Origin of the sequence: Rahnella sp. CJA17(1/100) (assembly GCF_963881615.1) — a bacterium.
Lineage (GTDB): Bacteria > Pseudomonadota > Gammaproteobacteria > Enterobacterales > Enterobacteriaceae > Rahnella > Rahnella aceris.
The window spans coordinates 180,379-206,607 of record NZ_CAWOJA010000044.1; the positions used below are offsets into that span (position 1 = coordinate 180,379).

Here is a 26,229-nt window from a genome sequence, read left to right on the forward strand (position 1 = left end):
AAGTTGAGAGGATTGAGTTAACAGGCTATCTGACGCATCAGCGGATGATAGCGCCGGTCGAAATACACCAGTCCGTGGCTGTCGTCGTTGCGTCGCAATGCAACGGCTTCACAAAACAAAATGTCGTGGGTGCCGACGCTGGTGATTTGCGTGACTTTGCAGTCAAACGACACCAGCGCGTCGGTGAGGATCGGCGAGCCGGTGGCGAGGCGTTCCCACTCAGCGGCTTCAAAGCGTTGCTCCGTCGGCGTTTTTCCGCCGAATAAATTGGACAGTGACTCATGACAATCAGCCAGCGTGTTAACGCACAGCACCTGATTCTCTTTGAAGACCGGATACACCGACGCTGAGCGGTTCAGGCAGACCAGCAATGTCGGCGGCGAATCGGTGACGCTGCATACGGCGGAGGCGGTGAAACCTGCACGTCCGCCGGGGCCGTCGGTGGTGATGATGTTGACGGCTGAGCCGAGGCGCGCCATTGCATCGCGGTACTCTTGTTTTTCAACGGCGGCTTGTTTCTCAACGGCAGCGTGTTTCTCGACGACTGGCATATCGGGAACAGGCAGTGTGGCGTTCAGGGTTGATGGCATGGTCGTGTCCTCAAATTTTTTCATTGATGCTTACAGCACGCGGCAGGCGCGGTCGAAATCAAGGCGTGGTGCGCGCGGATACACTTTGCTGTGATCGCCGTAACCGATGTTGATCAGGAAATTAGATTTCCAGCCTTCCTGCGCCAGAAATGTTTCGTCGACTCTGGCGTTGTCAAAACCGGACATCGGCCCGGTATCCAGCCCGAGGGAGCGGCAGGCCATGATCAGGTACGCGGCCTGCAAGCTGCTGTTGCGAAATGCCGTGTCATGCGCCAGTTGCGGGCTGGAGGTGAACCACGAACGGGCATCTCCGGAGGGATACAGTTCCGGCAGCAGTTCGTAAAATTCCGGATCCCAGGCAATGATCGCCGTCACCGGCGCAGTCATGGTTTTTTTCAGATTGCCGCCCGAAAGCGCCGGAGCCAGTTTTTCTTTCGCCTCAGGACTCTGAATAAACACGATGCGCAGCGGGCTGCAGTTGGCCGAGGTCGGCCCCATGCGTGCCAGTTGGTAAATCGTTTTCAGTTGTTCGCCGGTGACCGGTTTATCCAGCCAGCCGTTGTGCGTGCGGGCTTCGGTGAATAAGGTTGCCAGCGCGCTGGCGGTTAATGCTTCGGCCATGATGTCTCCGTGGGCAGGTGACCGGACGGCGTAGCGGACGCTTGCGATGAGTGCCGCAGCAGCCAGTCCAGTAAAATCGGGTTAAAGGTTTCCGGGTCGGTTACGCTCATGGCGTGGCCGCCGTACAGCATTTGCGTGTGTTCGCCGTTAGGCAGACGGGAAGCGAGATCGACCGAACGCGACCACGGCACCAGCAAATCGTCTTTACAACTGAAAGCCAGCGTCGGGGTGATCACTTGTCCAAGCGACGCCGTCAGGTCTGAATTCATCAGCGCCTGCAAACGGTGCAGCAGGTTTTCCATCCCCTGAAAATGCGCCACCTGATGCTGGCGCTCTTCCTGCAATAACGCGTCATGTTCAGAAAGCCAGTCACCCGGATACAGAAACAGCGGCTGCGCCTGCACGTAGGCATCGACCCCGCTGTTGAGCAGTAAATTCTGCCGCACTTCAAAGCAGCGCCGCGTCTGGCTGTCGAGCTTTGTCCAGCCGTTAATCACCACCAGACTTTGCAACAGCGCCGGATAACGCAGGGCAAGATGCAGGCCGATAATGCCGCCGAGCGCGTGACCGACCAGATGACAGCGGCTGATATCCAGCCCGTTGAGCATACCCGCCAGTTCGTCGGACATGTCTTCCATCCGGTAACCGGCGGGCACCGTGCCCTGACTGACGCCGGTACCGTGTTGGTCATAGACCACCACGCGGAAATGCTCCGCGAGCATGGCCAGTTGCGGCTGCCAGAAACCACCGGAACCGCCGAGGCCGGAGGAAAGCACAACGGTTTCTGCATCAGCATTTTTCTTACCCAGTACCTTGTAATACATGCTGTTACCTCAGGGAGTTCAGGACAGGTTCCATCGCACGGATTATTTGCCGATATGGGCAATCGAGGCGATTTCAATCAGCGCATCCGGTTTCACCAGCCCGCACTGAATGCAGAACCGTGCCGGTTTTTCGCCCGGGAAGTATTCGGCGTAAACCTGATTTACCGCACCGTAGTTCGCCCAGTCGGTGATGAAAATTGAATTCATGGTGACGTCATCCATTGTGCCGCCCGCGGTTTCGATCACCTTTTTGATGATCTCCAGTACGTGGCGGGTTTGCGCCGCGGCATCGCCGACATGCACGACATTGTTGTCTTTATCAAACGGCAACGTGCCGGAAACATACACCACGCCATCGGCGAGGGTGCCCGGAACAAAAGGTGCCAGCGGAACGCCGCTGCCAGCCGGAATAATGGCGCTTTTAGGCATGGTTAATTGTCCTTTTCAGAAAGCGGTCAGGCCGCGTTTTGTTCAGTTTTGTAACCCACGGCGTCGCAGAAATTACGTACGCTGGAGACCCAGCCAAAGAAGGTTTCAATGTTATAAATCGCCGCTTTTTGTGCGAATTCCGGCCCGGCCTGATGGGTGGCGTCTTCCAGTACCACACCGAAATATTCGAGGAAGAAACCATCACGCAGCGTAGATTCCACGCAGACGTTAGTGGCGATACCGGTGAACACCAGATGGTGAATACCGTAGCTGCGCAGCAGGCTGTCGAGCTGAGTATTGAAGAAGCCGCTGTAGCGTGGTTTGGGCAGGACAATGTCGCCCGGCTGCGGCTGCAGTTCATCCACCAGGTCATAATCCCAGTCACCTTTCGCCAGCAGTTTGCCCATCAGTTCCGGGCGTTTACGCATGGTTTTCAGCGCATTGGATTTATGAAAGTTAGGCGAACCGGCACCGCCAGCTTCGACGTACTGATTGTCCCAGCCGTTCTGGAAGAAAATCACTTTGATCCCGGCGGCGCGGGCAGCGGCAATCGCCACTTTGATATTGGCAATCACCGGCGCGGTGGCGGAGACATCAAACCCCGCCAGATCCAGATAACCGCCCTGTGAGGCGTAGGCGTTTTGCATATCCACCACAATCAGCGCCGTTTGCTGCGGCGTAAAGGCAATAGCTTCAGGACGTGCTGTGAGGATCGTTTCCTCGCCGGTGTTGTGGGGCTCGCGGCGGACCACAGTTTGATTCTCAACAACGTTCATCATGCGACCTCTTTCTGCTCAGTGCCGATGTGCTGGCGGGTTTTCATGAGTGGCTGGATATAACGGCCAAAGTTTTCGATGCCTTCGACAAAATCGTCAAAGGTCAGCAGTACGCCGCCTGCGCCGGGCACGGTGTCGATTTCGTCAAGCATTCTGGCAACGCTGGCGTAAGAACCGACCAGTGTGCCCATATTGATATTGACCGCCGAAGTCGGGTCAGCCATCTGGCGGACGTTGGTATCAGCGCCGGATTTGGTGTCTTTGCTGCTCTGATCGGTGAGCCACGCGAGCGCCTCGGCGTCAGCACCGGATTTATACAAATCCCATTTGGCGCGGGCAGCGGCGTCGGTTTCGTCGGCAATGACCATAAACAGGACATAAGAGGAGACGTCGCGCCCTTCGGCTTCGGCCGCCGTTTTCATGCGTGCGGCGGTCGGTGCAAAGGCGGTCGGTGTGTTAACGCCTTTGCCGAAGCAGAAGTTGAAATCGGCATGTTTGGCGGAGAACGCCATACCCGCATCGCTTTGTCCGGCGCAGATCACTTTCATTTCGCTCTGCGGGCGCGGACTGACGCGGCAGTCGTCCATTTTGAAGAATTCGCCGTCGAGTGTGCAGTGACCGGTGCCCCACAGGTCGCGCAGCACGCTGACGTATTCGGTCAGGTAATCATAGCGGCGGCTGAAATAGTCATCGCCCGGCCACATGCCCATTTGCTCGTATTCCGGTTTCTGCCAGCCGGTGACGACGTTCACGCCGAAACGTCCGTTGGAAATGGAATCAATGGTGGCGGCCATGCGCGCCACAATCGCCGGAGGCATCACCAGCGTGGCGGCGGTGGCATAAAGCTGGATGCGGGAGGTCACGGCAGCCAGACCGGCCATCAGCGTGAACGACTCCATATTGTGTTCCCAGAATTCGGTTTTGCCACCGAAGCCGCGCAGTTTGATCATCGACAGCGCGAAATCAAAATGATAATGCTCCGCTTTCTGCACGATGGTTTTGTTCAGTTCGAAGGTCGGTTTGTACTGCGGCGCAGTTTCTGAAATTAACCAGCCGTTGTTGCCGATAGGAATGAATACACCGATTTTCATAGCTCACCTCGGTTGAAAATAAAAATTACCAAAACAAGGGCTTGCGAAAATCTCTGCGCGGCTTGAGTGCGTCCTGCGGGTTCCGAATTGCACCGTGCTGAAATCTCCTGACGGGAAAGCTATTGCAAACGTGATGCCACTTTTAGAATGCGCAGTATTATCAATGAGTTAAAAATGTGTTTCGTTTTCAGGTGGAGCAAATGGTCTGTTTCAGACCATCTGGTCAAAAATAACTGCACATCTATCAGGCAGGATTGAACAAAAATGGTGCAAATTTGTTAAACGGATAACTCTTTGTGGTTAATGTTTATTGTCTTTGGTGTTACTTTCATCATCGACAGGCTTAGCGATAGTCGCTTGTACCTCCATTTGTTATGATTTCCGTCTTGCTGTTTGTCTCAGGGAGACATTGTGAAGCCATTGGTTGAACCTCCGTTGCCTCACGCCGGAGAGAAAAAATCCCGCCAGACGGCGGCGAAAGCACCGACGCGACGCTCGCGGGCCGTCGCCGCCAAACGCAGCAATATCATGGCGGCGGCGCTGGAGTTCTTTTCGTTGTACGGCATGCATGGCACCAGTCTGGATCAGGTTGCCGAGCGCGCCGACGTGTCCAAAACCAATCTGCTGTATTACTTCCCGTCGAAAGAAGATTTGTATATCGCGGTGCTCAAAGGGTTGCTGGATATCTGGCTGGCGCCGCTGAAAGCGTTGCAGTCGGATCAACATCCGCTGGAAGCTATCCGGGAATATATCCGCCTGAAGCTGTGCGTTTCGCGCGATCACCCGCAGGCATCAAAGCTGTTTTGTCTGGAGATGGTGCAGGGCGCGCCGCTGCTGAAACAGGAACTGGGCGGTAGCCTGAAAACGCTGGTGGAAGATAAATCGGATGTGATACGCGGCTGGATTAAAGCAGAACTGATCGCACCTGTTGACCCGATGCAACTGATATTTATGCTGTGGGCGACCACGCAGCATTACGCCGATTTCGGCGTGCAGGTCGAAGCCATCACCGGCAAAACGCTCAGTGATCCTGAGTTCTTTGAACAAACGGTGAGTAACGTGCAGCGCATTATTACCGAAGGCATTCAGCTTCGGGTCTGAGAGGGCAGAATGGATTCGGTTTCACAATTAGTTCTTGGCGCTGCGGTCGGCATTGCGGTGATGGGCAAACGGGTGCCGGTGTGGAAATCTGCACTGGCTGGCGCGGTATGCGGAACCTTGCCCGATCTGGATGTGTTTTACGATCACGGTGACGCCATCAGCAATATGACCCTGCATCGCACCGAAAGCCATGCGCTGTTTTATCTGACGCTGGTTTCGCCGCTGATTGCCTGGCTGATGGCAAAATTGCTCAGCGGCGGGCAGCGTTTCAAACGCTGGTGGGGCGCGGTCTGGCTGGCACTGATCACTCATCCGTTGCTGGATCTGATGACGGTGTACGGCACGCAGCTTGGATTGCCATTCACAAACTATCCGTTTGCGGTCGGCAGCATTTTCATCGTCGATCCGCTTTATACCTTACCGCTGATCATCGGCGTCGGGCTGGCGCTGTACCGCGAGCAACAGCGTGGGATCATGTGGAATAACGTGTTGCTGGGCGTGAGTTGTTTATATCTGGCCTGTACCGCCTTCGAGCAACATCAGGTGACGCGGCATGTGGGCGAGGAATTACAACGCCAGAACATCGAAAGCACGCAGATTCTGGTCACGCCGACCCCGCTCAATTCGCTGGTATGGCGTGTGGTGGTGATGAGTAAAGACAGTTACGGCGAAGGGTTTACCTCGCTGCTGCATCCGGATTCGCCGATCCGTTTCCGCTTCTATCCGCGCGGTGAAGCGTTGTATGAAGCACACAAAGATAATGCCTTTCTGGCGCGTGTCGCCTGGTTCAGCCACGGCTTTTTCAGCGTAAAGGAGCAGGGCGGCCATATTCTGGTCAGCGATTTACGTATGGGGCAGGAACCGGATTACACCTTTGTGTTCGATCTCGGCGAGATGAAAGCCGGTGCACCGCCAGAACTGCCGGTGAAAGTGGCATCCGCCAGACCGTCGGCGGTGAAAATGTGGGATCAGTTCAGACAGGCGCTGGAAGTGGAGTAATCTGCAATAAAGCAAAAGGAGCCATTTTGGCTCCCCGACTGAGGTGTTAGCATCAAAGTGTTGTCATAACGGTGGGAAGTGTTTGCCTGCATTGACTCTCGCAGACAAACACCGGAGATCCGACCGTTAATTAACTCTCACGTGGCGGAATGTCATCATCGACAAAACCGATAAGAGATAATGCCTGCTGAATTTCAGGGCAGGTCATAAAATAGCGCCATAACAATCCACTACGATGGTTTTCAATCATGCCAATGATTGGCCCCTGGTCGATGGCCAGATATCCATCGGAATACCAGTTTTTGGAAAGATTAACACCATCAATAAACCCGCATTTCTCTGTCCACAGCGCATTGCCCAGGTCGTCATAAAAATGGCGCAGCGCTGCCATCGACGCTTCAGGTAAATAAGGTAAGTCACATAGTGCAGCGGTAAGGGTAATCGTGCCGTCATCAGACGTTGGATCATGACTTGCATAACCTGCAGGCCCGTAACCCGATGTCAGTCCCCAGTAATTTTCTGCATAGCCGTTAAATCCGCCAGGATTATCGATACTGTAAGCCTGCTGGGTCTGGCTTTGCGCTTCACCCTGCTGGAAATAATTCACGTTATTGGCACTGTCCCGCAGGTTACGCGGATCAAAACCGAGGAACGAGTAATGCATAAAGAACATCGGGCCGCCCATCGTCGGGCCGATCGGCAACGTGATGTCGTAATAGACTTTGTTTTTGTTGTTATAACTTCCCTGTGACCAGCCACTTTTCCAGAGTGCCGGGTCGATGGCATGCGTCGGAGAAGCGATAGCCAAAAGATAGGTTATCATCGCCTCATTCCAGCCGGTGATTTTCATCCCCATGGTGAACTGCAAATCTTTATCGATATGCCAGTACAGGCTGTTGCTGTTATTGGTGAAGTAGTTCCAGTCAATGTCATGCCAGAGGGCGTTGATTTTGTCCGTCAGCGCAGTGTCGTTAAAATACTGACGCGCTGTTAACAAGCCCTGCACCATATACGACGTTTCCACCAGATCGGCACCGTTATCATCGGAACCAAACGGAATGGTCGCGCCCGTACTGCCGTTAATCCAGTGCGGCCAGGCCCCTTTGTAGCGCGTGGTTGGTCCGCCAAGGAAATCGACCATTTTGTTAATGCGGTCGTACCCATCCTCACGACTGACGAAACCGCGCTCAATCGCCACTAAAATCCCCATGATGCCAAAGCCGCTCCCCCCAATAGCAATGGGTTCATCAGGCCCGGCATCGCTGTTGCGATATAACCGCTCAAAAGCCAGACCGCTGGTCGGGTGTGCGTAGTCCCAGAAATAGCGCAGCGTGGTTTGCTGTACTTTATCAAGCAACTGCTCGTCATCGAGGGACGGATAAACTGCCGCATTGACGGCCGCAAGCTGTTGAGAAACAATCGGATCCAGTTCCCCGAAACGGTTGATGCGAATATCCATACAGGCCACGCCATCACGGGCAGCTACGTCTTTCACCCATTGGGCGAGCGCGTCGGTGTCGTAATGTTTACCGGTATCGCTTGAACCCATCGCGCCCCAGCCCGCATTCACCGCCTGGTTACCGAGTGCTATCCAGCGGAACCACTGATGATAGCCGTCGTTGCTGTCCCAGCGTGTGTCCGGCAGGTCAGTCATCACATAGTTGCCTTCGGCATTTTTCGAGCCGTAGGATTCACCCGCTGAGTAATCCGTGTAAGTCAGGGTATGAACACCAATCCCGGTGACAATTCGGTCCGGATTCCCCGCCCGCGAGCCGTCCACCACGTCATTGATATTGTAGGGCTGGCTCATGTCGGTGTAGTTATTCCACATGCCATCGAACCACCAGCCTGCTAACAAATCACCGTAGCGTTCACCAAACTCTCTTACCACCGCGTAATTCATGCGCGTGGTTTCTGACGTGATAACGTTGTCAAACGGGGAACATTCGTACAGATGCGGGACCAGCATGTCACCCCAGCGATCCGGCGAGTGCTGATTCGCGTCATCATCGTAATAGACCAGGCTGGCTTTAGCTGGCGCGTAACCCATCATGTACAACATCAGTTTGATATCGTATTTCGCCAGTTCCTGAGCCATTTCCAGCGGCAAATCACGAATGGCGCTGCGCACGCCAGGCTCAATATCCAGAATGGCGTCATGAGTTTTATTCGGGCCAAGGTTATATCCGGCATGTTGATCCATCGTCAGCAGAACAAATCCTGCCCCCGTTTCGCTGACGGCTTTGGCATAAGCCTGCACGTCAAAAGTACTGAGGAAATCGTCCCAGCTTTCGCCCGGCTGCCATTTCTCATCTTGCGGAATATCCGATGAGAGATTGAGATAGTTAGGCAGGAAATGGTGCGATACGCCGTAGTGCGCATTGCGGAACCAGTCGGTTCGCGGGTTGCCACTTCGCGCAACGACAGGCCCGACAATCACAGATTGTGACTCACCAAAGCACAGGCGTTCATTGCGCGGTGTAACCGTGACACGAATGTATTTCCCGTTGTGCTCAGGCAACAGCATCATTGTGCGGGTATGCAACCCGTTGATGGTACTGAATGGGCCAGTCGTACTGCTCGCCACTTCCCACAGGTATTCACTGCCATTTTCTGCAAAACCGCCGGGGTCAGTAAAAAGATAATCCGGGCGTAGAATTTCGCGCGTCAGTAACGAACCGTTTAATACCAGTGACGAGAGGGAAGGGGCAGCTATCGTGGTCGGTTCCAGCGAGAAATCCGCATCGACAGGCAACTCCCGATAACGCACGGTGAAGATGATATTTTGTTCAACCGCCGCAAGTTCGAGTGGCGTGAAAGAGAGTGTTGCCGTATTGCTTGCCGCATCCCACACAAAACCAGTTATTGGCAAACCCACGCGCATTTCACTGTTCACTTTGAGGTGTGTCCGGAAATCACTCAGCACAGGCTCGACAGATTGCGGGTGAACAAACGCAGCTTTCAGCGTGCCGTTGCTCGCCTGAAGGTTGAAGTTCGTGTCGGCCAGTTGACGATAATGCCCGCTCAACGTTTGCGGGCTTATCTGTGAATCAAAGAATTTAACTTCATCAATGATACCGTCGAAAGCATCCGTCACCGCGCCGTTGGTATCCAGCCGTCCGCCCACTTTCACCGAAGTGGTGACGTTTGTTTGCACCACGTTACTGCCGCCTGTCATCGCTATATTGCCGTTAACCGCCAGGGCATATTCATCACCCTGACGCAAAATGGCGACGTGGGTCCAGGCATTCAGCGGAATAAAAGACTTGGTTTTTAAAGTAAACGAGGTGCTGTTGGTATCATTCGACATCGTGCAAACCAGCTGATTGTCCTGGGTGTAAAGCTGCCAGCGCTGGTTGTTGTTATTACGCGTGTCCTGGCTGAGGATCATGCTCATCGCCGTCGACCGCGGATAAATCCAGGCTTCCACGGTAAAGGCGGAATATTGCAAACAATCCAGCACGCCTAAATCAATATAACCCGGCTGCCCGCTGGCAAAATCGATACCATTGTTGAGCTTTGCCGTCACCAGCGAGGGGGCTTGTCCCTGGCTTATTGCACTACGTTGGTTATTAATGGTCTCTAAGAAAGCCCCGTCAGTTTCATCATCAAAGGTGTAGTAATACTTCATGCCCTGGTTGTAAGTAAACGTGGCCTGAATATCGGCAAAATCTTTCGTCAGGATCTCATTTTTAAGCCCGTGGAAAGTCAGGGTATAGGGAATTCCAGTTTGTAAGTCAGGCACATTAAGTGTCAGTGTGGTTTTTAAATCATTCAGCGCGACACTTTGAATAACGCCACCATTATCCAGCACAGAGTTAGTGAGAGTTAACGCACTCGTTGAATCCAGAGCCTGGTTAAACGTCACCAGAATATTGTTATTACTGTCGGTAGTGGTTTCAACGATTTCAAGGTCACCAGCATTGTAGGCTTTTAATGCATCCAGATGTGCATAAGACCCCGAACGTTTAATTCCCTGAATCGTGTGTGAACCAAACGGTAAATCCACCTTTTGATACAGAATATGGCTGTCCAGATGGGTGGAAGACCAGGTGCTTGTTCTGCCCTGAGACACACCATCAATATAAATTTCAACATCACCCTGATCGCTACTGCTTTCGGCAATATAAGAAATACCGGTACCAATAAAGTTTAGTGTAAAGGTCGCAGAGTTATTACTCTGGGTATACGAGGTGGTGTGATAAAAGATACTTTGTGTACGGTTAGTGCTGTGCGTCCACTTACCGGCATATACAATGTCGGCGACCGGGTCGTCATAAACCTGTTCCGCAGGAAGTGCAGTGTAGTTTAGCGTAAAGGTCTGGTTTTGAACGGTAGTGGTCAGAATCTGGTTGCTGATTTGGCTCAACGTAAGTGTGTAATCCGTTTGCGTGGTCAGCCCGGTAATGGTGAGATCAGCAGTTTTTCGGTCATTGCTTAAAGTGACGGAGACAACGCTTGCTCCGTTGTTCAACTGATAATTTCCCGGTTCAGTTCCGCTTTGGCTATCCAGCGATTGATTGAACTGAAGTCGTGCTGTCCCTTCACTGCCTGCGCCCAAAAATTGCTCTACTTCAGCGGTAAGCGGGGCATCGTTATACACTTTAAGCTGATCAAGCAGCATCCAGGATCCGTTTTTTTTCACCCCTTTAAAAGTATGTTCTCCGGGCGATATGTCGGTAATATAATAAATAAGATCGCTGTACTGGCGCGTTGAAGTTTTGGTTGTTGCCGTACCGTGTAACACGCCATCAAGATAAAAATCTATTTCGCCCTGATCGGTATTTCCTTCGCTGTAATACCCAATGCCGGAACCGGTAAATGTGTATTCAAAATACTTACCGTTATCATACAGCGCCATACTTGCACCATCATCGCTGTATGCTCGTCCGGTATATCGGGTCCAGTTTCCGGTATAAATAATAGAGGGGTCATTATCCTGAATGATAATTTCTGGTTGTACATCTTGCTTTGCAGAACACATAATATAGACCTCACGCTAATCGACATTAAATTCAATTTAATGCTAACTAAGGTATGAGGCGGGCGTGTATCATAAATAATCACGCAGAGAAAATTATATTTTTTAGTGAATGTTTATGATTTAAATATTTAAATGAAAGTACCGCCAAAGATTTGCAGCGCATTTATAATAAAAAAGAGATTAATAATTAATGAGAGAGAATTACTGAGGAGGATTTTTATGCTCCTCAGTAATTCAAGACACTGTGATTACCAAATACCTTTGGCAGTATATTCGTGCAATCAGGACTGGCGTCTGCGCAACCCGTAGCCAATCGCCAGAATCACAAACCACAGCGGCGTGACGAGTAACGCCTGACGGGTATCATCCTGCAAGGTCAGCAGTACCAGAACAAAAGCAAAGAATGCCATACAGACCCAGCACATCAGTTTGCCGAGCGGCATTTTGTAGATTGAAGCTTCGTGCAGTTGCGGGCGTTGACGGCGGTAGACCAGATAAGAGCAGAGGATGATGGTCCAGACGAACATAAACAGAATCGCCGAAACGGTCGTGACCAGCGTGAAGACCGTCACCACATTCGGGATCAGGTAAATCAGCACCACACCGCCGAGCAGGCAGATGCAGGAAAATGTCAGGCCGTTTGACGGTACAGCGCGGGAAGAGAGTTTGCCGAATGCTTTCGGCGCATTGCCTTCCTGTGCCAGACCGAACAACATGCGACTGGTGGAGAATACGCCACTGTTGGCGGAAGACGCCGCCGAAGTCAGCACCACAAAGTTGATAATGCTCGCCGCAGCCGGAAGACCGGCAAGTACGAACAGTTCAACGAACGGGCTTTTATCCGCCACCACATGGCTCCAGGGTGTCACCGACATAATCATGATCAGTGAGAACACATAGAACATGATGATGCGCAGCGGAATGGCGTTGATGGCGCGCGGCAGGGATTTCTGCGGATCTTTAGTTTCGGCGGCGGTGGTGCCCACCAGTTCGATACCGACAAACGCGAACACCGCTATCTGGAAACCGGCAAAGAAACCGCTCACGCCTTTCGGGAAGAACCCGCCATCATTCCACAGATTGCTGAAGGACGCGACGGTGCCGGTGGGGGTCTGGAAGTGGGTCAGCACCATCACCAGCCCGGCGATAATCAGCCCGACGATGGCGACGATTTTGATCATCGCGAACCAGAATTCCATCTCACCGAACATTTTCACAGTGGCGAGATTCAGGCTCAGCAGCACCAGTACGCAGAGCAGCGAGGCGACCCATTGCGAGAGTCCGGGGAACCAGAACTGCGCGTAAGCGGTGATGGCGACGACGTCGGCGATGCCGGTGACCACCCAGCAGAACCAGTAGGTCCAGCCGGTGAAATACCCGGCCCACGGGCCCAGCAGGTCGGCGGCAAAGTCACTAAAAGATTTGTATTCGAGGTTGGACAGTAACAGTTCGCCCATCGCGCGCATGACGAAAAACAGCATAAAGCCGATGATCATGTAGACGAAGATGATGGACGGACCGGCGAGGCTGATGGTTTTGCCTGAGCCCATAAACAGGCCGGTACCGATCGCGCCGCCAATGGCAATGAGCTGGATATGACGGTTGGAAAGATTTCGCCGCAAACCTTCAGCGTTCTCTTCCCCAGGCTGGACGAGGATTTTTGACTCTTCTTGCATGTTGTATTGATTCCTGTTTTTTGCTTTTTGCGTATGAACTCCGCCATATCGCATTCATTTACGTCAATTTTTTGAGCTCTGAGTGGCCCTTTGGTCATCACGACCGGAACGACAGCGTGCGTGAACGTTGTAATAGTAATGTTAAGTGTGCATTTATTATAACTGGCATGAAAAATGCCAACGGAAAAAATGTATCGTAATTTTTACATCGCGGATAACTGAGTGTTAATTAATCAAGTCTCTTCAGAGACGGTGGGAATAATAGCGTTTTTAAGAGTGATGAGCTTCACAAATATTAATGAAAATAACGGCAAAAAAGCGGGGGTAAGCGTTTGACATCACCCTTGCAGAGGAGAATAATCCGTCCCGTTGGGTCGTTAGCTCAGTCGGTAGAGCAGTTGACTCTTAATCAATTGGTCGGCGGTTCGAACCCGCCACGACCCACCAACAAATGATTAATCAATGCATTAAGCTCCTTCTGCTGTTATTTCCCTTCTTCTTTAATCCGTCAGTTCCTCTGTTTTATGCACTGCTAATAAAGTCATCGGCTGTCGGGAAATAAACCTCAACGGTTTGTCGTTTATTTACGCAATCTGGCAGGAATATTTTTATGGCATATAAAGATGAGCGGAAGGAAGAAATACAGGGAATAGCTGTCAGGCCCCGGTTTGAGGCCAAAACAGTGTTAAGTGCAGGAATGCATCAATACATAATGGTGGTATTGGGTGCATTGCCATTTTTGAGTTGTTTTTGTACACGCATGCACAGGCTGAAGATCAGCAGATGAACGTGCGTGATAAATGTGCTTTCTTCGGTGAACCGGTCACTGCGCAAGACGACCGTCTCCGAACGATTCTGTTTGGCAACCAGTAACTCAATCCCTTTGTCGCGGAATTCGTCTTCGTAGGCTTTAACGATCCCTGCGGGGGCGATTAATGTGTAGCTGTACATAGTGATTCCTGAAACTGAGTTGAACGACTGATCGGATAAATCCTAACAAGAATATCAAATACCAGTGGAGGACTATTAGCAATTCGGGTGATGTTTTTTTGTACTAACGTCACAGATTTAGATGACTTTTTTACGCTTGCGGACACTCCGTACCCGCTCCCACCGGTTTTTTGTTGCCCGCCGCGCGCACACTGCTATCATTCGTGCATAAACTCAGGGAGATAACGATGAAAAAAACACTGGTGGCCTTGGCTGCTTTATTTTTAGCCGGGTGTGCGGCCAATCCTTATGAACCGACGCTGCAGGTCAAGTCATCTTTCGCTAACGCCAGCCCGGCAGCGCCGGCAGGGCAGACCCACATCCGTTTACACCGTTTAGATCAGTGGTCAGTCGTGCCGTTTGAGAAAACCTGTCCGCTGATAGTGTTTTTAGACGGACAAACCGTGGCTTCCCTGCATTTTAATCAGTACGTGGATTTGAATGTGCCGAACGGGATGCGCACTATTGATGTTCGCATTGCCTGCGCGCTGACCAAGACATCAGGTTCGATTACCGTTGATGCGAATGGTAAAAGTATCAGTCTGGAAACGGATCGCAGCTTCTTCGGAACCTACAATATCCGGCCGGAAGGCAGCGGCAATAAATAACAAAATGAATAAACCCGCAGAATGCGGGTTTTTTTATGATCATTTTCTTTTTGTCCGTTTTGCGAGGGTGACTGTCAGTTAGTCAGGCGCAGGAAGTTATCGTTTGCGTACTATGGATTTAACGGAACATAACCGCTGCCCAATGATAAAAGGAGAATCGTATGTTAAACGACCCGTCGCAAAAATATCGCCCCTTCCCGCAGGTGAATTTACCCGATCGCCAGTGGCCAGGAAATGTGCTCTGTAAAGCGCCGCAATGGTGTTCAAGTGATTTGCGTGACGGCAATCAGGCGCTTGCAGAACCCATGGATAATGCCCGTAAGCGTCAGTTTTTTGATTTGCTGGTGAAGTGTGGTTTTAAGCAGATTGAGGTGGCGTTTCCCTCGGCTTCACAAACCGATTTTGATTTTGTCCGCAGCCTGATTGAAGAGAGGCTCATCCCGGATGACGTGGTGATTCAGGTGCTGACGCCTTCGCGGCCGGATCTGATTGCCCGCACCTTTGAGGCACTCAAAGATGTGCCGCGTGCCATTGTGCATTTATATAACGCCACTGCGCCTGTGTTCCGTGAAGTGGTATTTAATCAGGATCAGGCCGCAACGCGTGAGCTGGCGGTTCGCGGCGCTCAGCAAATTCGTCAGTTGTGCGAACAATATTCGCAGACTGAATGGACGTTTGAGTATTCACCGGAAACCTTCTGCTTCACTGAACTGGAGTTTGCGCTGGAAGTGTGTGAAGCCGTGGCGGATGTCTGGAAACCGGGCAATGAAAGGCCGATGATCATTAATTTACCGGCAACAGTAGAAGTCAGCACACCGAATGTTTATGCCGATCAGATTGAATGGTTCTGCCGTCATTTCAGCCACCGCGAACAGGTTTCCATCAGTGTGCATCCGCACACTGACCGCGGAACCGGTGTGGCCTGTGCCGAGCTGGCGATGCTGGCCGGTGCCGACCGTGTGGAAGGATGTCTTTTTGGTAACGGTGAACGCACCGGCAACGTGGATATTGTGACGCTGGCGCTGAACCTTTACACGCAGGGCATCTCGCCGCAGCTGGATTTCAGCAATTTGCAGACGATTGTCGAGGCGGTGGAGGAATGTAACCAGTTACCGGTGCATCCGCGCCATCCGTATGCCGGTGAACTGGTGTTTACGGCATTTTCGGGCTCGCATCAGGACGCCATCAAAAAAGGGTTTGCTGCACAGAAAGCATCAGAGAGCACGGTCTGGCGCGTGCCGTATCTGCCGTTAGATCCTGCGGATGTCGGTTGCAGTTATGAAGCGGTGATCCGCGTGAACAGCCAGTCCGGTAAAAGCGGGGCGGCCTGGTTGCTGGAACAGAATCACGGGCTGAAATTGCCGCGCGGTTTGCAAATTGATTTCAGTAAAGCGGTGCAGCGTGAAACCGATACGCATGGCAAGGAAATGAGTACCAGCGATATCTGGCGACTGTTCCGGCAGCGTTACGGGTTAACCGATCTGCCCGTAGTGAAATTGCTCAGTTATGACATCCGCAGCGATGAGCAAAACGTCTGTCATTTCAGCGCGCGGATCCGCTATCGCAATGAAGAACAACATATTACGGGTAGCGGTAACGGTTTGCTGTCCGGTGCAGCGGATGCTTTGCGTCGCAGTTACGATGTGCTCCTGGAAATCGGCGATTATCATGAACATACGCTGGGACATCAAAGCCACAGTCGCGCGGTGGCGTATCTGAGCTGTCGGGGGAGGTTGGGCGAAACGTGTTATGGCGTGGGGATTGACAGCGATGTGTCCAGTGCTTCATTGCAGGCACTGTTCAATGCGGCCAGCGCCATTATGACTGATTAAAATATTCGCTGGGTGAGACGCCAAGCGACCGGCGAAACATCGCACTGAAGGCACTCGGGCTGTCGTAGCCGAGTGCCAGCGCCACATCAATAACTGAAACGCCAACGGCAAGCTGGTTCAGTGCTTCGAGCAATTTTGCCTGGCGAACCCAGTCACTGAAACGTAATCCCGTTTCACGCTGGAAACGGCGTGAGAGCGTTCGGCTGCTGATATTCAGACGTTGCGCGACATCTTCCAGTTCCCACGTTGAACAAAGATCTGCACGAATTTGCTGGCAAAGCCCGCTCAGCTCCGGCTCGCTGGGTTCCGGCAGATAAAGAGGCAGTGTCGGCAACAGACGCAGTTCATCAAGCAATAATTCCATGATGCGTTCATCGCGCCCGCCGGGCAGATAATCGGCCGGAATAGTCAGCGAGGCCAAAATCAGTTCACGCAGCAGCGGAGAAATCTGCACTACCTGACATTGCGCAGGTAAGTCAGCACGGGCGAGGGGATCGACAAACAGCGTGCGGGCCTTTACACCGCCGATAAAACGCAGACTGTGTTCAACCTCTGCAGGCAGCCAGACCCCGCGCCCGGGCGGCACCATCCAGGTGCCGAGCGACGTATGCACTTCTACAATACCGGATAGCGTATGAATCAGTTGTGAGCAGTTGTGACTGTGGGCTGGCTCGCTCTCACCATGTTGATAATCAATAGCCAGAGGCGCAAGCACCTGATGCGGGGCAAGGAAGTTGTGATGCATTGATCAATGATTTTTCTGTTTTTTGGCGTCTTCTACGGCTTGTTTGGCTTCTTCTGCCGCTTTTTCAATTTCTTCTTCCGTCAGTTGTTCAGAAACTTCAAACAGTTCTCCCAGCCCGTCACTGACATGGACTTCGTCGGCTTTGCTTTTGTTTTCTTTATTCTTTTCGTCGCTCATGCTTATGTCCTCATTGAATGAATGCACGGCATGATTATAGCAGACATTGCGGGGAATAACCGGGCGGAGAGAGGCAGAGCCTGTCAGGGTGACAGACTCTGAAATAGCATTACTGACGGTAAGCAAACTTGATTTGCTGCAGGGAATTTTTGAACACGGCAGCCTGTTGTTCGTCTTCCATCTGCGCGACAAAACGTTCCATGTTCAGCATCACTTTACCTGCATCAGCCTGGCCAATCGCTTTGAGGATCAGGGTCAGGGTGGCTTTCAGGCAGGCAACTTCTGTTGCCAGTGTTTCAACGTTTGCTTCAGTCGTAAAATCGCAATTACTCATTATTTGTATCCCCTCAGGCAAGCTGTCAGGCAGCGCACCGAATTCTGAACAGGTGAAAAGTGGCCGCATTTTAGCATAGTTGGCACGTTTTAGGGCAGGGCCAGAATGGCCGCTTAAAACGGGAGGTTAAGCGTCTGCATATAGTGTTTCCGGACAATGAGTAAAGAATACTAAACATAATGGGGGATTGAGAATTTTTCATCTTTATGTGCAGACTTATTCATATAAGCCATCATCAATTCGTGCGATCGCAAATAATAATTGGATATATCATAGATATATGAAGTGACAGTGCTGACGCTTAAATAGCCAGCATGGCGTAAAGAGAGTTTCAGATATGAGTAAGGGCCTGGAGTTATTTACTTACCGCTTAAAAGAAACCGCAGATTTTTCTGCTTGATCTTTGATTAGACAAGTATTTTTAATAATTTATTAATACAGTTGGTGGTACTTCTCATTTACATTCAGCAAAGTAGTTTTTTGCAGACATTCCTTGGTCAGGAACGTCTGATAGAGTAAAATACGCGGGCTATAATAAATAACTGTGTCTTTCTGCTTTAAAAATACTACCGATGAGCGGTAGTGGGGCGAGTTAGTTGATATTGGCCTCTTATTTGCCACCTTCTCTTCATTTATAAGCTGTCTGAGAGCAAATTTTTAATGTTCGATACGTAGGTTTACGTAAGACAAGCGTGAAGTCCCTGACGGTGTGTTGCCCTTATTTTTTGGAGAATTCTCTTTGATAAGCGTTCTTCTTGTTGATGACCACGAACTGGTGCGCGCAGGGATCCGACGCATTCTTGAAGATATCAAAGGCATCAAAGTTGTTGGTGAGGCGCAATGCGGTGAAGATGCCGTCAAATGGTGTCGGACCAATGACGTTGATATTGTCCTGATGGATATGAACATGCCAGGTATTGGCGGGCTTGAAGCGACCAAGAAAATTGTCCGCTTTTCGCCAGATATCAAGATCATCATGTTAACGATCTATACTGAAAACCCGCTACCGGCCAAAGTGATGCAGGCGGGGGCTTCCGGTTACCTGAGCAAAGGCGCAGCTCCACAGGAAGTGGTTAATGCTATCCGTCTGGTTGATTCGGGTCAGCGTTATATTGCCTCCGACATTGCTCAGCAAATGGCACTGAGCCAGATTGAACCGCAATCTGAAACGCCTTTTGATTCCTTATCCGAGCGTGAACTGCAGATCATGCTGATGATCACTAAGGGACAAAAGGTCAATGAAATTTCTGAACAGCTGAACTTGAGCCCGAAGACAGTTAACAGTTATCGTTATCGGATGTTTAGTAAATTAAATATCAGCGGTGATGTTGAGTTAACACATCTGGCAATCCGGCACGGTTTGTTCAATACGGAGACTTTATCAGGCAGTGAGTGATGAGCGTTTCGACCCAAAAGCCTTTTTGAAAACGGTCACCAGCCAGCCTGGCGTCTACAGAATGTATGACGCCAGCGGCACCGTAATCTACGTAGGTAAAGCCAAAGACCTCAAAAAACGTCTTTCGAGTTATTTTCGCGTCCAGGTTTCCAGCCGCAAAACCGAAACGCTGGTCAAAAACATCGCGCAAATCGATGTGACGGTGACCCACACGGAAACCGAAGCGCTGCTCCTCGAACATAATTACATCAAACTTTATCAGCCGCGTTATAACGTATTGTTACGCGATGATAAGTCGTATCCGCTGATCTTCCTCAGCGCGGATAATCATCCAAGACTTTCAGTTCACCGCGGTGCTAAGCACGCCAAAGGCGAGTATTTCGGGCCTTTTCCTAATTCCTATGCCGTGCGTGAAACACTGGCGCTGCTGCAAAAACTTTTCCCGATCCGCCAGTGTGAAAACAGCGTATACAGCAACCGTTCGCGCCCTTGTCTGCAATATCAGATTGGCCGCTGTCTGGGACCGTGTGTCAAAGGGCTGGTGAGTGAGGAAGATTATAAAGATCAGGTGGAATACGTTCGCCTTTTCCTGTCCGGTAAAGACCAGCAGGTCGTCACACAGCTCGTAAACCGCATGGAAGAAGCCAGTAAAGCGCTGCGCTTCGAAGATGCCGGGCGGATAAGAGATCAAATTCAGGCTGTACGCCGCGTGACAGAGCGTCAGTTCGTGTCGGGTAACAGCGAAGATCTGGATGTGATCGGCGTGGGCTTCGAGTCAGGTATGGCATGTCTGCACGTTCTGTTTATCCGTCAGGGCAAAGTGCTGGGCAGCCGCAGTTATTTCCCGAAAGTACCAGGCGGCACCGATCTGGGCGAAGTGGTGCAGACCTTCGTTGGACAATTCTATTTGCAGGGCAGTCAGCAACGGACACTGCCCGGCGAAATTCTGCTGGATTTCAGTCTGGCGGAAAAAGATCTGCTGGCCGATTCGCTCAGTGAACTGGCCGGGCGCAAAGTGCAAATCCAGAGTAAGCCGCGGGGCGACCGTGCCCGTTATCTGAAACTGGCGCGCACCAATGCCTCTGCTGCACTGACGACCAAACTGGCGCAGCAGTCGACAATCCATCAGCGGCTGTCTGAACTGGCAAAAACACTGAATCTTGCGGAAATTAACCGTATGGAATGCTTCGACATCAGCCATACTATGGGCGAGCAGACGGTCGCTTCCTGCGTGGTTTTTGACGGCAATGGCCCGGTGCGTTCTGAATACCGACGCTACAACATTACCGGCATTACGCCCGGCGATGATTACGCGGCGATGGCGCAGGTATTGCAGCGTCGCTATGGTAAGACGCTCGATGACAATAAAATTCCTGACGTTATCTTTATTGATGGCGGCAAAGGGCAACTCGGCATGGCGCTGGATGTGTTTCATTCGCTGAATGTGGAGTGGGACAAATCCAAACCTTTACTGATTGGTATCGCGAAAGGTGCGGATCGTAAGGCCGGGCTCGAAACGCTGTTCTTTGTGCCGGAAGGTGAAGGGATTGCGTTACCCGCTGATTCGCCAGCGTTGCATGTCATCCAGCATATTCGTGATGACTCGCATAACCATGCGATTACCGGCCACCGGCAGAGACGTGCGAAAGTCCGTACGACCAGTGCGCTGGAAGAAATTGAAGGCGTCGGGCCGAAGCGGCGTCAGGTTTTACTGAAATACATGGGAGGCATTCAGCCATTACTGAATGCCAGCGTAGAGGAAATTGCACAGGTACCGGGTATTTCTATCGCATTGGCAGAAAAGATTCATAATGCGTTGAAACACTAAAGGCAATGTAGCAACATACTCATAATATCCACACCGGACAAACAGTTACCTTCGCTATGCAATTTAATATACCTACGTGCCTCACCCTGTTCCGCGTTGTACTGATACCGTTCTTCGTGCTGGCCTTTTATCTGCCTTATCCATGGGCATCAATGGTCTGTGCGTTGATTTTCGTTTTTGCTGCCGTGACCGACTGGTTTGATGGGTATCTGGCACGCCGCTGGAAGCAGACGACGCGTTTCGGTGCATTCCTTGATCCGGTAGCCGATAAAGTGATGGTGGCGATCGCGCTGGTGCTGGTGGCTGAATATTTTCACTCCTGGTGGATTACGTTACCGGCTGCGACCATGATTGCCCGCGAAATCATTATTTCCGCGCTACGTGAGTGGATGGCTGAGATTGGAAAACGCAGCAGTGTGGCGGTTTCATGGATCGGGAAAGTGAAAACCACGGCGCAGATGCTGTCGCTGGTCGCGCTGTTGTGGCGTCCTGATGCTATTGTGGTCTGGGTTGGCGTGGTTGCACTTTATATTGCTGCAGTGCTGACTTTCTGGTCAATGTTCCAATATCTCAACGCTGCACGCCATGATTTGCTGGAACCCTGATCAAACTGCCGTAAAAAACGTCAAACGAACGCATGAAGCAGATAATTTTATTGACTCAATCCGTCAGGTCAGTAGAATGCAACGCATCGGAAGGCAGCCAGTCTTGTGCCAGAAGATTAGTTAAAAAAATCAGTACGTTCTGATTAAAGCGGGAATAGCTCAGTTGGTAGAGCACGACCTTGCCAAGGTCGGGGTCGCGAGTTCGAGTCTCGTTTCCCGCTCCAAATTTTCTTAAACTGGTTCGTGAATTGGTTTAAGTGCAAGACAAGTAGTAAGATTTAAGGCGCGTTAACAAAGCGGTTATGTAGCGGATTGCAAATCCGCCTAGTCCGGTTCGACTCCGGAACGCGCCTCCAATTTTCCCGGAGCCCGGGTGGTGGAATCGGTAGACACAAGGGATTTAAAATCCCTCGGCTTATGGCTGTACGAGTTCAAGTCTCGTCCCGGGTACCATGGGAAAATTAGCTGAATAATCAAAAGCAATAAAGTAGTAATGTCGTTATAGCCACCTTCGGGTGGTTTTTTTATGCCTGAAATTCGCGTAATCCAGATGCAATAAAAAAGGCCACCTGCAACAGGGGCCTTAAGTGTTTCTTCAATAACATCCTTCGCGCACGCGACCTCAGCCAGAATGAGGTGCTCTGAACACAATGTCGGTTGTTGAGTAAAAGGGATGAAGAAAATCAGGAATTAAAACAGCCCCGAGGGGCGTTTTTAGGGTCAGAATTCACCCGATGAATCAGTGTTGCTCAATGCCCTGATTGATAGCGGCAAATGGTAGTTAGGCTGGCTGGTGAAAAACGCCTGCAGGGCAACGCGTTTCTTCCTGTCGATTGAAATCTCTTCCATGGTTTTGCGGAAGATACTGTAGCGGCCACACGAAGTGCAGGTCACAGTAACAATTTTCGCCGACATATTAACCGACGTCTTATTCCTGCTTTGACATAACGGACACTCGTCTTGAGCGCTTAAAACTGTGGAACTCATAAAACCTCCGGTTTTACTTAGAGCGGGCAGTAGTCTAGCACAAAAAGGCGTCAGTTACTTAACGATAATTTAATTATCAGTGGATTTCAGCGTCAACTCAGTGTAGAGAGCGCATAAGCCGCTGATGAGAGAGTAAAGTCTTCTCCCGATTTTCTCCACTTTCCTCATTATCATCTTGCATTACACTTAAGGAATTCATCCTGATTATGGATTTTGGCGAAGTATGACTCCTGCTCTGTACCAGCGTATTGATTGTTCAATATACAGACACATTTATATTGTTGGCGATTTGCATGGTTGCCTGAGTTTACTTAGGGAAAAGCTGGCGAAAGTGTCTTTCGATCCCCACCGCGATCTGCTGTTATCTGTGGGGGATCTTGCCGATCGCGGGCCTGACAGCGTCGGTTGTTTGCAACTGCTCAATGAATCCTGGTTTGCTTGTGTACGCGGAAATCATGAGCAGATGGCGATTGATGCCATAAACGAAGAGAATATCCCGCGCTGGTTACGTAATGGCGGCGACTGGTTTTATGCTCTTGAACATGACAAACAAGAAGAGGCGAAAGCGCTGATTTTACAGGCTGACACGCTGCCACATATTCTCGAACTGACGAACTGTGAGGGCAGGCGTATCGTAGTGGCTCATGCTGATTACCTTTCCAATGAATATGTGTTCGATAAGCTACTGGATGGTGATGAGGTTATCTGGGATCGTGATCGTGTGAATTCTGCGCTGGCGGGTCGCTTTCAACCGATAGCTGGCGCTGATGAATTTTATTTCGGTCACACGCCGGTTGAACATGCAATGCAGTTTGCCAATCAGTTTTATATTGATACGGGCGCTGTATTTGGCGGTTATCTGACGCTTATTCAGCTGCAGTAATGTCAGGCGTTACCGGGGTTTGCGGTGACTGACGGGCAACGGTATAGTGAGCGGCTGCGAACCGGGAAGGCACGGGATAACATCATGGAAAATAAGCGTGAAGACAGGATTCAGCGTCTGTTGCTGGCATTAAAAAAGACCGACAAAATTCACCTTAAAGAAGCGTCTTTACTGCTCAATGTTTCGGAAATGACTGTCCGCCGTGATCTCAGCGCAGCACCCGCACCGGTAATTTTACTCGGCGGTTATATTGTGATTGATCCGAAGAATAATCCGGCGACGCACTACTTTATCAGTGAACAGAAAACCCGCCATGTTGCGGAGAAACAACGTCTCGCTGCCCGCGCAGCCAGTCTTATTCAGGATAACGATACGGTATTTTTTGACTGTGGCACGACAATGCCTTATGTAATTGAAAGCATTGCCGATAACCGGGTATTTACGGCCATTTGTTATTCGCTCAATACGTTTCTGGCGCTGCAGGAAAAACCTCACTGTGAAGTCATCTTGTGCGGCGGTGCGTTTAAATCCAGTAACAGTATTTTTACGCCTATCGGGCGCAGCAGTGAACTCGACTTTATCCGCCCGGCGAAAGCCTTTATTTCCGCTGCGGGCGTCAGTATTGAACACGGTGTGACCTGCTTTAATTTTGATGAATTACTGATGAAACATCAGGCCATAGAACGCTCAGCGCAGAGCATTCTCGTCGCTGACAGCAGCAAATTTGATCAGGTCAGGCCCGCAGCCATCGCGCCGCTTGCGCGTTTTAATGTGGTGGTCAGCGACGCTGAACCACCACAGGCTTATGTCGATTTCTGCGAGCTCTCCGACATTCCGTTGCTGGTTTAACACTTCAGCGGATTGCCGGGATTTTTTCGACCGACTGATAAAAAACCACTTCCCAGATGCCATTTTTGGAGCCGTCGCTGAGATAGTGCTCAAAGCACGCTTTTCCGTCCGGGCGATAGCTCGTACTGGCCAGCAGCTGGCTGTAGAAGTCCCGCCAGGCCTTTTCAAAATTGCCGTCTGTGATCGTGGTGTGATACGCCGCATACGTGCCTCCCGGCAGCGTTTGCAACGCCAGTCCTTCTGCATCATCGAGAATAAAATTATCGGCTACACACACCGACGGATCAGCACGCAAAGCTTCTGCCGGTGTGGTGTCAGGATTATCATGAAACCACGTCAGCCATTCGTTTTGCGGCTGATGATGCCGTGCAGCCCATTTCATCAGTTGCTGAAAACCACTGTGGATTGACTCCTGATAGGGGCCAACCACCCGGTAGCTCACCAGCTTTTTGGCCGGTCTCTCTACAATTAATAATGCCACGATGATCTCCTTTTATCTGACATGCATTGAACGGGTTCCATGTTGAGTAAGGTGCAAATGCCAAACTATAACAGTTTACCCATTAACGCCGGTGAACTGCTCTACGCGCTATAACAGTTGTCGTGATAAAATTATGTAATCAGATTGCATTATAGTCGTGACGCAATGAGGTATGAGATGGACGTAATCAAAAACGTATTAAACAGTGAAATTGATCGCATCAATCGTCAGGAAGGGCGCGATGGTAAAGCGCGGATCAATGCTGAGTTCTTTATAAACCATCCCTGGTTATGTCTGGCTATGCTGGTCGGGTATATCGCCGTGGGCATCGTCATGTACGTTTCACCTTATATGGGACTCGGCTGGTTTATCGGATTTACGGCTTTCCTGATCTTTATGTCCGCGATGCTGCTGCTGGAAATTAAGCCAGTTTATCGCTACGAAGATATCGGGGTGCTTGATTTACGCGTTTGTTATAACGGCGAATGGTATTTCAGCCGCGAGCTTTCTGCTGATGCCGTGAAGCAAATACTCAGCGCCCCTGATGTCAGCGAGCACATCAAAAACCGCATTGAATCCATTGTCCGACACAAAGGTTTTGTGGATTTCTATGATGTTTACGATCTGGCCCGGCTGGAACGCCATTTGCCAGATAGCACCGGAACAGCACAGTTAGCTCACTCTTAACCCCTCTAAACATGGCATCAGGCCATGACGTTACCCTGCATGCTCTGATAAAATAGCTGCTGGGCATCATTTTCGTGAATGTGTTTAAACGAGAAAATGATGTTGAGCCGTTACAGGAGCTATAGTGGAACGAATCAAACTTACCATTCACCATCTGCACAAAATCATTTCGGGTGAAAAACAGGACACGCAAGCTACTGCACGTATTTATGCGGGCGATGAACTGTTAGTCACCGAAACGATGACCGGGCAGGCTGCACATTTTGATCGTTTCATCAAAGTCGTACACGATAACGGCAAACCGCTGAGAGTAGAATGGGACTGCGACGGCAGTGCGCAAATGTCCGTAACGCGCGCCGAAGTGTGCCCTTGCTGTGGCGGCGACGCCTTACACCATTGATTTAATCCGGCAATGACCGCAAGCAGAGTAAAAGCCAGACAGAGGTAAATGATGAAATTTATCAGCAACGAATTTGAATACCGTCAGTGGATAATGGATGAAATATTCCAGGCGAGTGCGGTAGGCGAAACCTCTGAGTTTGCCGATCAGGAAGTGGATGACTTTATCTTTGACGCCCGTCCGGTGGCTTATCCGTGCGTCGCTGTGATGATCCAGACACCAGGCGAACCGGGGGTGTGTGAGCCGCGTTTTTTCTACAAAGAGCAAATCTTTGAGTGGGCGCATAAAATGGGATTTGGCTTCGACAGCTAACTGCCATGCCGGTTTAATGCAGAT

26 protein-coding genes and 4 tRNA genes are annotated in these 26,229 nt (G+C 50.9%); 16 read left to right on the forward strand and 14 right to left on the reverse strand.

Annotation, left to right across the window (positions count from 1 at the left end):
* Nucleotides 1–17 precede the first annotated feature (17 nt).
* The 6 genes from rutF to rutA form a co-directional block, all read right to left on the reverse strand.
* The gene (gene rutF, locus AACU55_RS17710) at nucleotides 18–551 is read right to left on the reverse strand and encodes an NADH-dependent FMN reductase RutF (protein ID WP_134705926.1); all 534 of its coding nucleotides are present in this window, start codon (nucleotides 549–551) and stop codon (nucleotides 18–20) included.
* 69 nt (nucleotides 552–620) lie between these two features.
* Nucleotides 621–1,211, reverse strand: a complete 591-nt coding sequence (locus tag AACU55_RS17715) for a malonic semialdehyde reductase (RefSeq protein WP_134705858.1) — start codon at nucleotides 1,209–1,211, stop codon at nucleotides 621–623.
* Nucleotides 1,196–2,035, reverse strand: coding sequence for a pyrimidine utilization protein D (gene rutD, locus AACU55_RS17720; protein WP_134705859.1), 840 nt, complete (start codon nucleotides 2,033–2,035; stop codon nucleotides 1,196–1,198). The genes AACU55_RS17715 and rutD overlap by 16 nt, the downstream gene beginning before the upstream one ends.
* Before the next feature lie 42 nt (nucleotides 2,036–2,077).
* Nucleotides 2,078–2,464, reverse strand: coding sequence for a pyrimidine utilization protein C (rutC, locus tag AACU55_RS17725; protein WP_013576309.1), 387 nt, complete (start codon nucleotides 2,462–2,464; stop codon nucleotides 2,078–2,080).
* 26 nt (nucleotides 2,465–2,490) lie between these two features.
* On the reverse strand, nucleotides 2,491–3,243 hold the full coding sequence (gene rutB / locus AACU55_RS17730) for a pyrimidine utilization protein B (RefSeq protein ID WP_015690206.1): 753 nt from the start codon (nucleotides 3,241–3,243) through the stop codon (nucleotides 2,491–2,493).
* Entirely contained in the window at nucleotides 3,240–4,331 is a 1,092-nt protein-coding gene (rutA, locus tag AACU55_RS17735) for a pyrimidine utilization protein A (protein WP_015690205.1), read from the reverse strand. Before rutA ends, rutB begins: the two co-directional genes overlap by 4 nt.
* Nucleotides 4,332–4,742: 411 nt before the next feature.
* Between rutA and rutR the strand changes: the two genes are divergently transcribed.
* Together rutR and AACU55_RS17745 are read left to right on the forward strand one after the other, a co-directional pair.
* Nucleotides 4,743–5,432 carry an HTH-type transcriptional regulator RutR gene (rutR, locus tag AACU55_RS17740; protein WP_013576306.1) on the forward strand — a complete coding sequence of 230 codons (690 nt, stop codon included), beginning with the start codon at nucleotides 4,743–4,745 and terminating at the stop codon, nucleotides 5,430–5,432.
* A 9-nt stretch (nucleotides 5,433–5,441) separates the two neighbouring features.
* Nucleotides 5,442–6,431, forward strand: coding sequence for a metal-dependent hydrolase (locus AACU55_RS17745; RefSeq protein ID WP_134705860.1), 990 nt, complete (start codon nucleotides 5,442–5,444; stop codon nucleotides 6,429–6,431).
* Between the two features lie 130 nt (nucleotides 6,432–6,561).
* Here AACU55_RS17745 and AACU55_RS17750 read toward each other — a convergent pair whose 3' ends face one another.
* Nucleotides 6,562–11,292, reverse strand: coding sequence for a glucoamylase family protein (locus AACU55_RS17750; protein ID WP_240785642.1), 4,731 nt, complete (start codon nucleotides 11,290–11,292; stop codon nucleotides 6,562–6,564).
* A gap of 404 nt (nucleotides 11,293–11,696) precedes the next feature.
* The gene (gene cycA / locus AACU55_RS17755; protein WP_015690203.1) at nucleotides 11,697–13,091 is read right to left on the reverse strand and encodes a D-serine/D-alanine/glycine transporter; all 1,395 of its coding nucleotides are present in this window, start codon (nucleotides 13,089–13,091) and stop codon (nucleotides 11,697–11,699) included.
* 371 nt (nucleotides 13,092–13,462) lie between these two features.
* Between cycA and AACU55_RS17760 the strand changes: the two genes are divergently transcribed.
* Nucleotides 13,463–13,538, forward strand: a tRNA-Lys gene (locus tag AACU55_RS17760).
* A 255-nt stretch (nucleotides 13,539–13,793) separates the two neighbouring features.
* Here AACU55_RS17760 and AACU55_RS17765 read toward each other — a convergent pair.
* The gene (locus AACU55_RS17765) at nucleotides 13,794–14,042 is read right to left on the reverse strand and encodes a hypothetical protein (protein ID WP_013576302.1); all 249 of its coding nucleotides are present in this window, start codon (nucleotides 14,040–14,042) and stop codon (nucleotides 13,794–13,796) included.
* 227 nt (nucleotides 14,043–14,269) lie between these two features.
* Here AACU55_RS17765 and AACU55_RS17770 point away from each other — a divergent pair, with 227 nt between their 5' ends.
* Both AACU55_RS17770 and leuA read left to right on the forward strand, forming a co-directional pair.
* Nucleotides 14,270–14,689 carry a hypothetical protein gene (locus AACU55_RS17770; protein WP_037037247.1) on the forward strand — a complete coding sequence of 140 codons (420 nt, stop codon included), beginning with the start codon at nucleotides 14,270–14,272 and terminating at the stop codon, nucleotides 14,687–14,689.
* A gap of 161 nt (nucleotides 14,690–14,850) precedes the next feature.
* Nucleotides 14,851–16,521, forward strand: coding sequence for a 2-isopropylmalate synthase (leuA, locus tag AACU55_RS17775; protein WP_134705862.1), 1,671 nt, complete (start codon nucleotides 14,851–14,853; stop codon nucleotides 16,519–16,521).
* Here leuA and AACU55_RS17780 read toward each other — a convergent pair.
* The 3 genes from AACU55_RS17780 to AACU55_RS17790 form a co-directional block, all read right to left on the reverse strand.
* Nucleotides 16,508–17,266 (reverse strand): AraC family transcriptional regulator, encoded by a 759-nt coding sequence (locus AACU55_RS17780; RefSeq protein ID WP_134705863.1) that lies wholly within the window; start codon nucleotides 17,264–17,266, stop codon nucleotides 16,508–16,510. The two genes, leuA and AACU55_RS17780, sit on opposite strands and share 14 nt — an antisense overlap.
* A 3-nt stretch (nucleotides 17,267–17,269) precedes the next feature.
* Nucleotides 17,270–17,443: a hypothetical protein gene (locus AACU55_RS17785; RefSeq protein ID WP_162906065.1), complete on the reverse strand. Its 174-nt coding sequence runs from the start codon at nucleotides 17,441–17,443 to the stop codon at nucleotides 17,270–17,272.
* Nucleotides 17,444–17,552: 109 nt separating this feature from the next.
* Entirely contained in the window at nucleotides 17,553–17,777 is a 225-nt protein-coding gene (locus AACU55_RS17790) for a DUF2594 family protein (protein ID WP_037037254.1), read from the reverse strand.
* 739 nt (nucleotides 17,778–18,516) lie between these two features.
* Here AACU55_RS17790 and uvrY point away from each other — a divergent pair.
* The 6 genes from uvrY (at nucleotide 18,517) to AACU55_RS17820 (ending at nucleotide 22,059) form a co-directional block, all read left to right on the forward strand.
* Complete coding sequence (uvrY, locus tag AACU55_RS17795) at nucleotides 18,517–19,173, forward strand: UvrY/SirA/GacA family response regulator transcription factor (protein WP_013576296.1); 657 nt, start codon at nucleotides 18,517–18,519, stop codon at nucleotides 19,171–19,173.
* Complete coding sequence (gene uvrC / locus AACU55_RS17800; RefSeq protein WP_013576295.1) at nucleotides 19,166–21,001, forward strand: excinuclease ABC subunit UvrC; 1,836 nt, start codon at nucleotides 19,166–19,168, stop codon at nucleotides 20,999–21,001. Before uvrY ends, uvrC begins: the two co-directional genes overlap by 8 nt.
* Nucleotides 21,002–21,057: 56 nt before the next feature.
* Nucleotides 21,058–21,606 carry a CDP-diacylglycerol--glycerol-3-phosphate 3-phosphatidyltransferase gene (gene pgsA / locus AACU55_RS17805; RefSeq protein ID WP_013576294.1) on the forward strand — a complete coding sequence of 183 codons (549 nt, stop codon included), beginning with the start codon at nucleotides 21,058–21,060 and terminating at the stop codon, nucleotides 21,604–21,606.
* 148 nt (nucleotides 21,607–21,754) lie between these two features.
* Nucleotides 21,755–21,830 (forward strand) — tRNA-Gly (locus AACU55_RS17810).
* Nucleotides 21,831–21,888: 58 nt separating this feature from the next.
* Nucleotides 21,889–21,962: transfer RNA gene (locus AACU55_RS17815), tRNA-Cys, on the forward strand.
* An 11-nt stretch (nucleotides 21,963–21,973) separates the two neighbouring features.
* A tRNA-Leu gene (locus tag AACU55_RS17820) sits at nucleotides 21,974–22,059 on the forward strand.
* Nucleotides 22,060–22,326: 267 nt separating this feature from the next.
* Here the strand turns inward: AACU55_RS17820 and AACU55_RS17825 are convergent.
* A complete protein-coding gene (locus tag AACU55_RS17825; RefSeq protein WP_013576293.1) occupies nucleotides 22,327–22,593 on the reverse strand; it encodes a hypothetical protein in 267 nt (88 codons plus the stop codon).
* A 223-nt stretch (nucleotides 22,594–22,816) separates the two neighbouring features.
* On the opposite strand from AACU55_RS17825, the gene AACU55_RS17830 reads away from it, so the two are divergent.
* Nucleotides 22,817–23,476 carry a metallophosphoesterase gene (locus AACU55_RS17830; protein WP_134705864.1) on the forward strand — a complete coding sequence of 220 codons (660 nt, stop codon included), beginning with the start codon at nucleotides 22,817–22,819 and terminating at the stop codon, nucleotides 23,474–23,476.
* A gap of 84 nt (nucleotides 23,477–23,560) precedes the next feature.
* Complete coding sequence (deoR, locus tag AACU55_RS17835) at nucleotides 23,561–24,325, forward strand: DNA-binding transcriptional repressor DeoR (protein ID WP_112151618.1); 765 nt, start codon at nucleotides 23,561–23,563, stop codon at nucleotides 24,323–24,325.
* 4 nt (nucleotides 24,326–24,329) lie between these two features.
* On the opposite strand, the gene AACU55_RS17840 is transcribed toward deoR, so the two are convergent.
* Nucleotides 24,330–24,806 carry a GyrI-like domain-containing protein gene (locus AACU55_RS17840; RefSeq protein ID WP_037037262.1) on the reverse strand — a complete coding sequence of 159 codons (477 nt, stop codon included), beginning with the start codon at nucleotides 24,804–24,806 and terminating at the stop codon, nucleotides 24,330–24,332.
* Between the two features lie 177 nt (nucleotides 24,807–24,983).
* On the opposite strand from AACU55_RS17840, the gene AACU55_RS17845 reads away from it, so the two are divergent.
* From AACU55_RS17845 to AACU55_RS17855, 3 genes are all read left to right on the forward strand, one after another.
* Nucleotides 24,984–25,493 carry a YlaC family protein gene (locus tag AACU55_RS17845; RefSeq protein WP_013576289.1) on the forward strand — a complete coding sequence of 170 codons (510 nt, stop codon included), beginning with the start codon at nucleotides 24,984–24,986 and terminating at the stop codon, nucleotides 25,491–25,493.
* Nucleotides 25,494–25,617: 124 nt separating this feature from the next.
* Entirely contained in the window at nucleotides 25,618–25,893 is a 276-nt protein-coding gene (locus AACU55_RS17850; RefSeq protein ID WP_013576288.1) for a hypothetical protein, read from the forward strand.
* 48 nt (nucleotides 25,894–25,941) lie between these two features.
* Entirely contained in the window at nucleotides 25,942–26,205 is a 264-nt protein-coding gene (locus AACU55_RS17855) for a hypothetical protein (RefSeq protein WP_015690199.1), read from the forward strand.
* Nucleotides 26,206–26,229 lie beyond the last annotated feature (24 nt).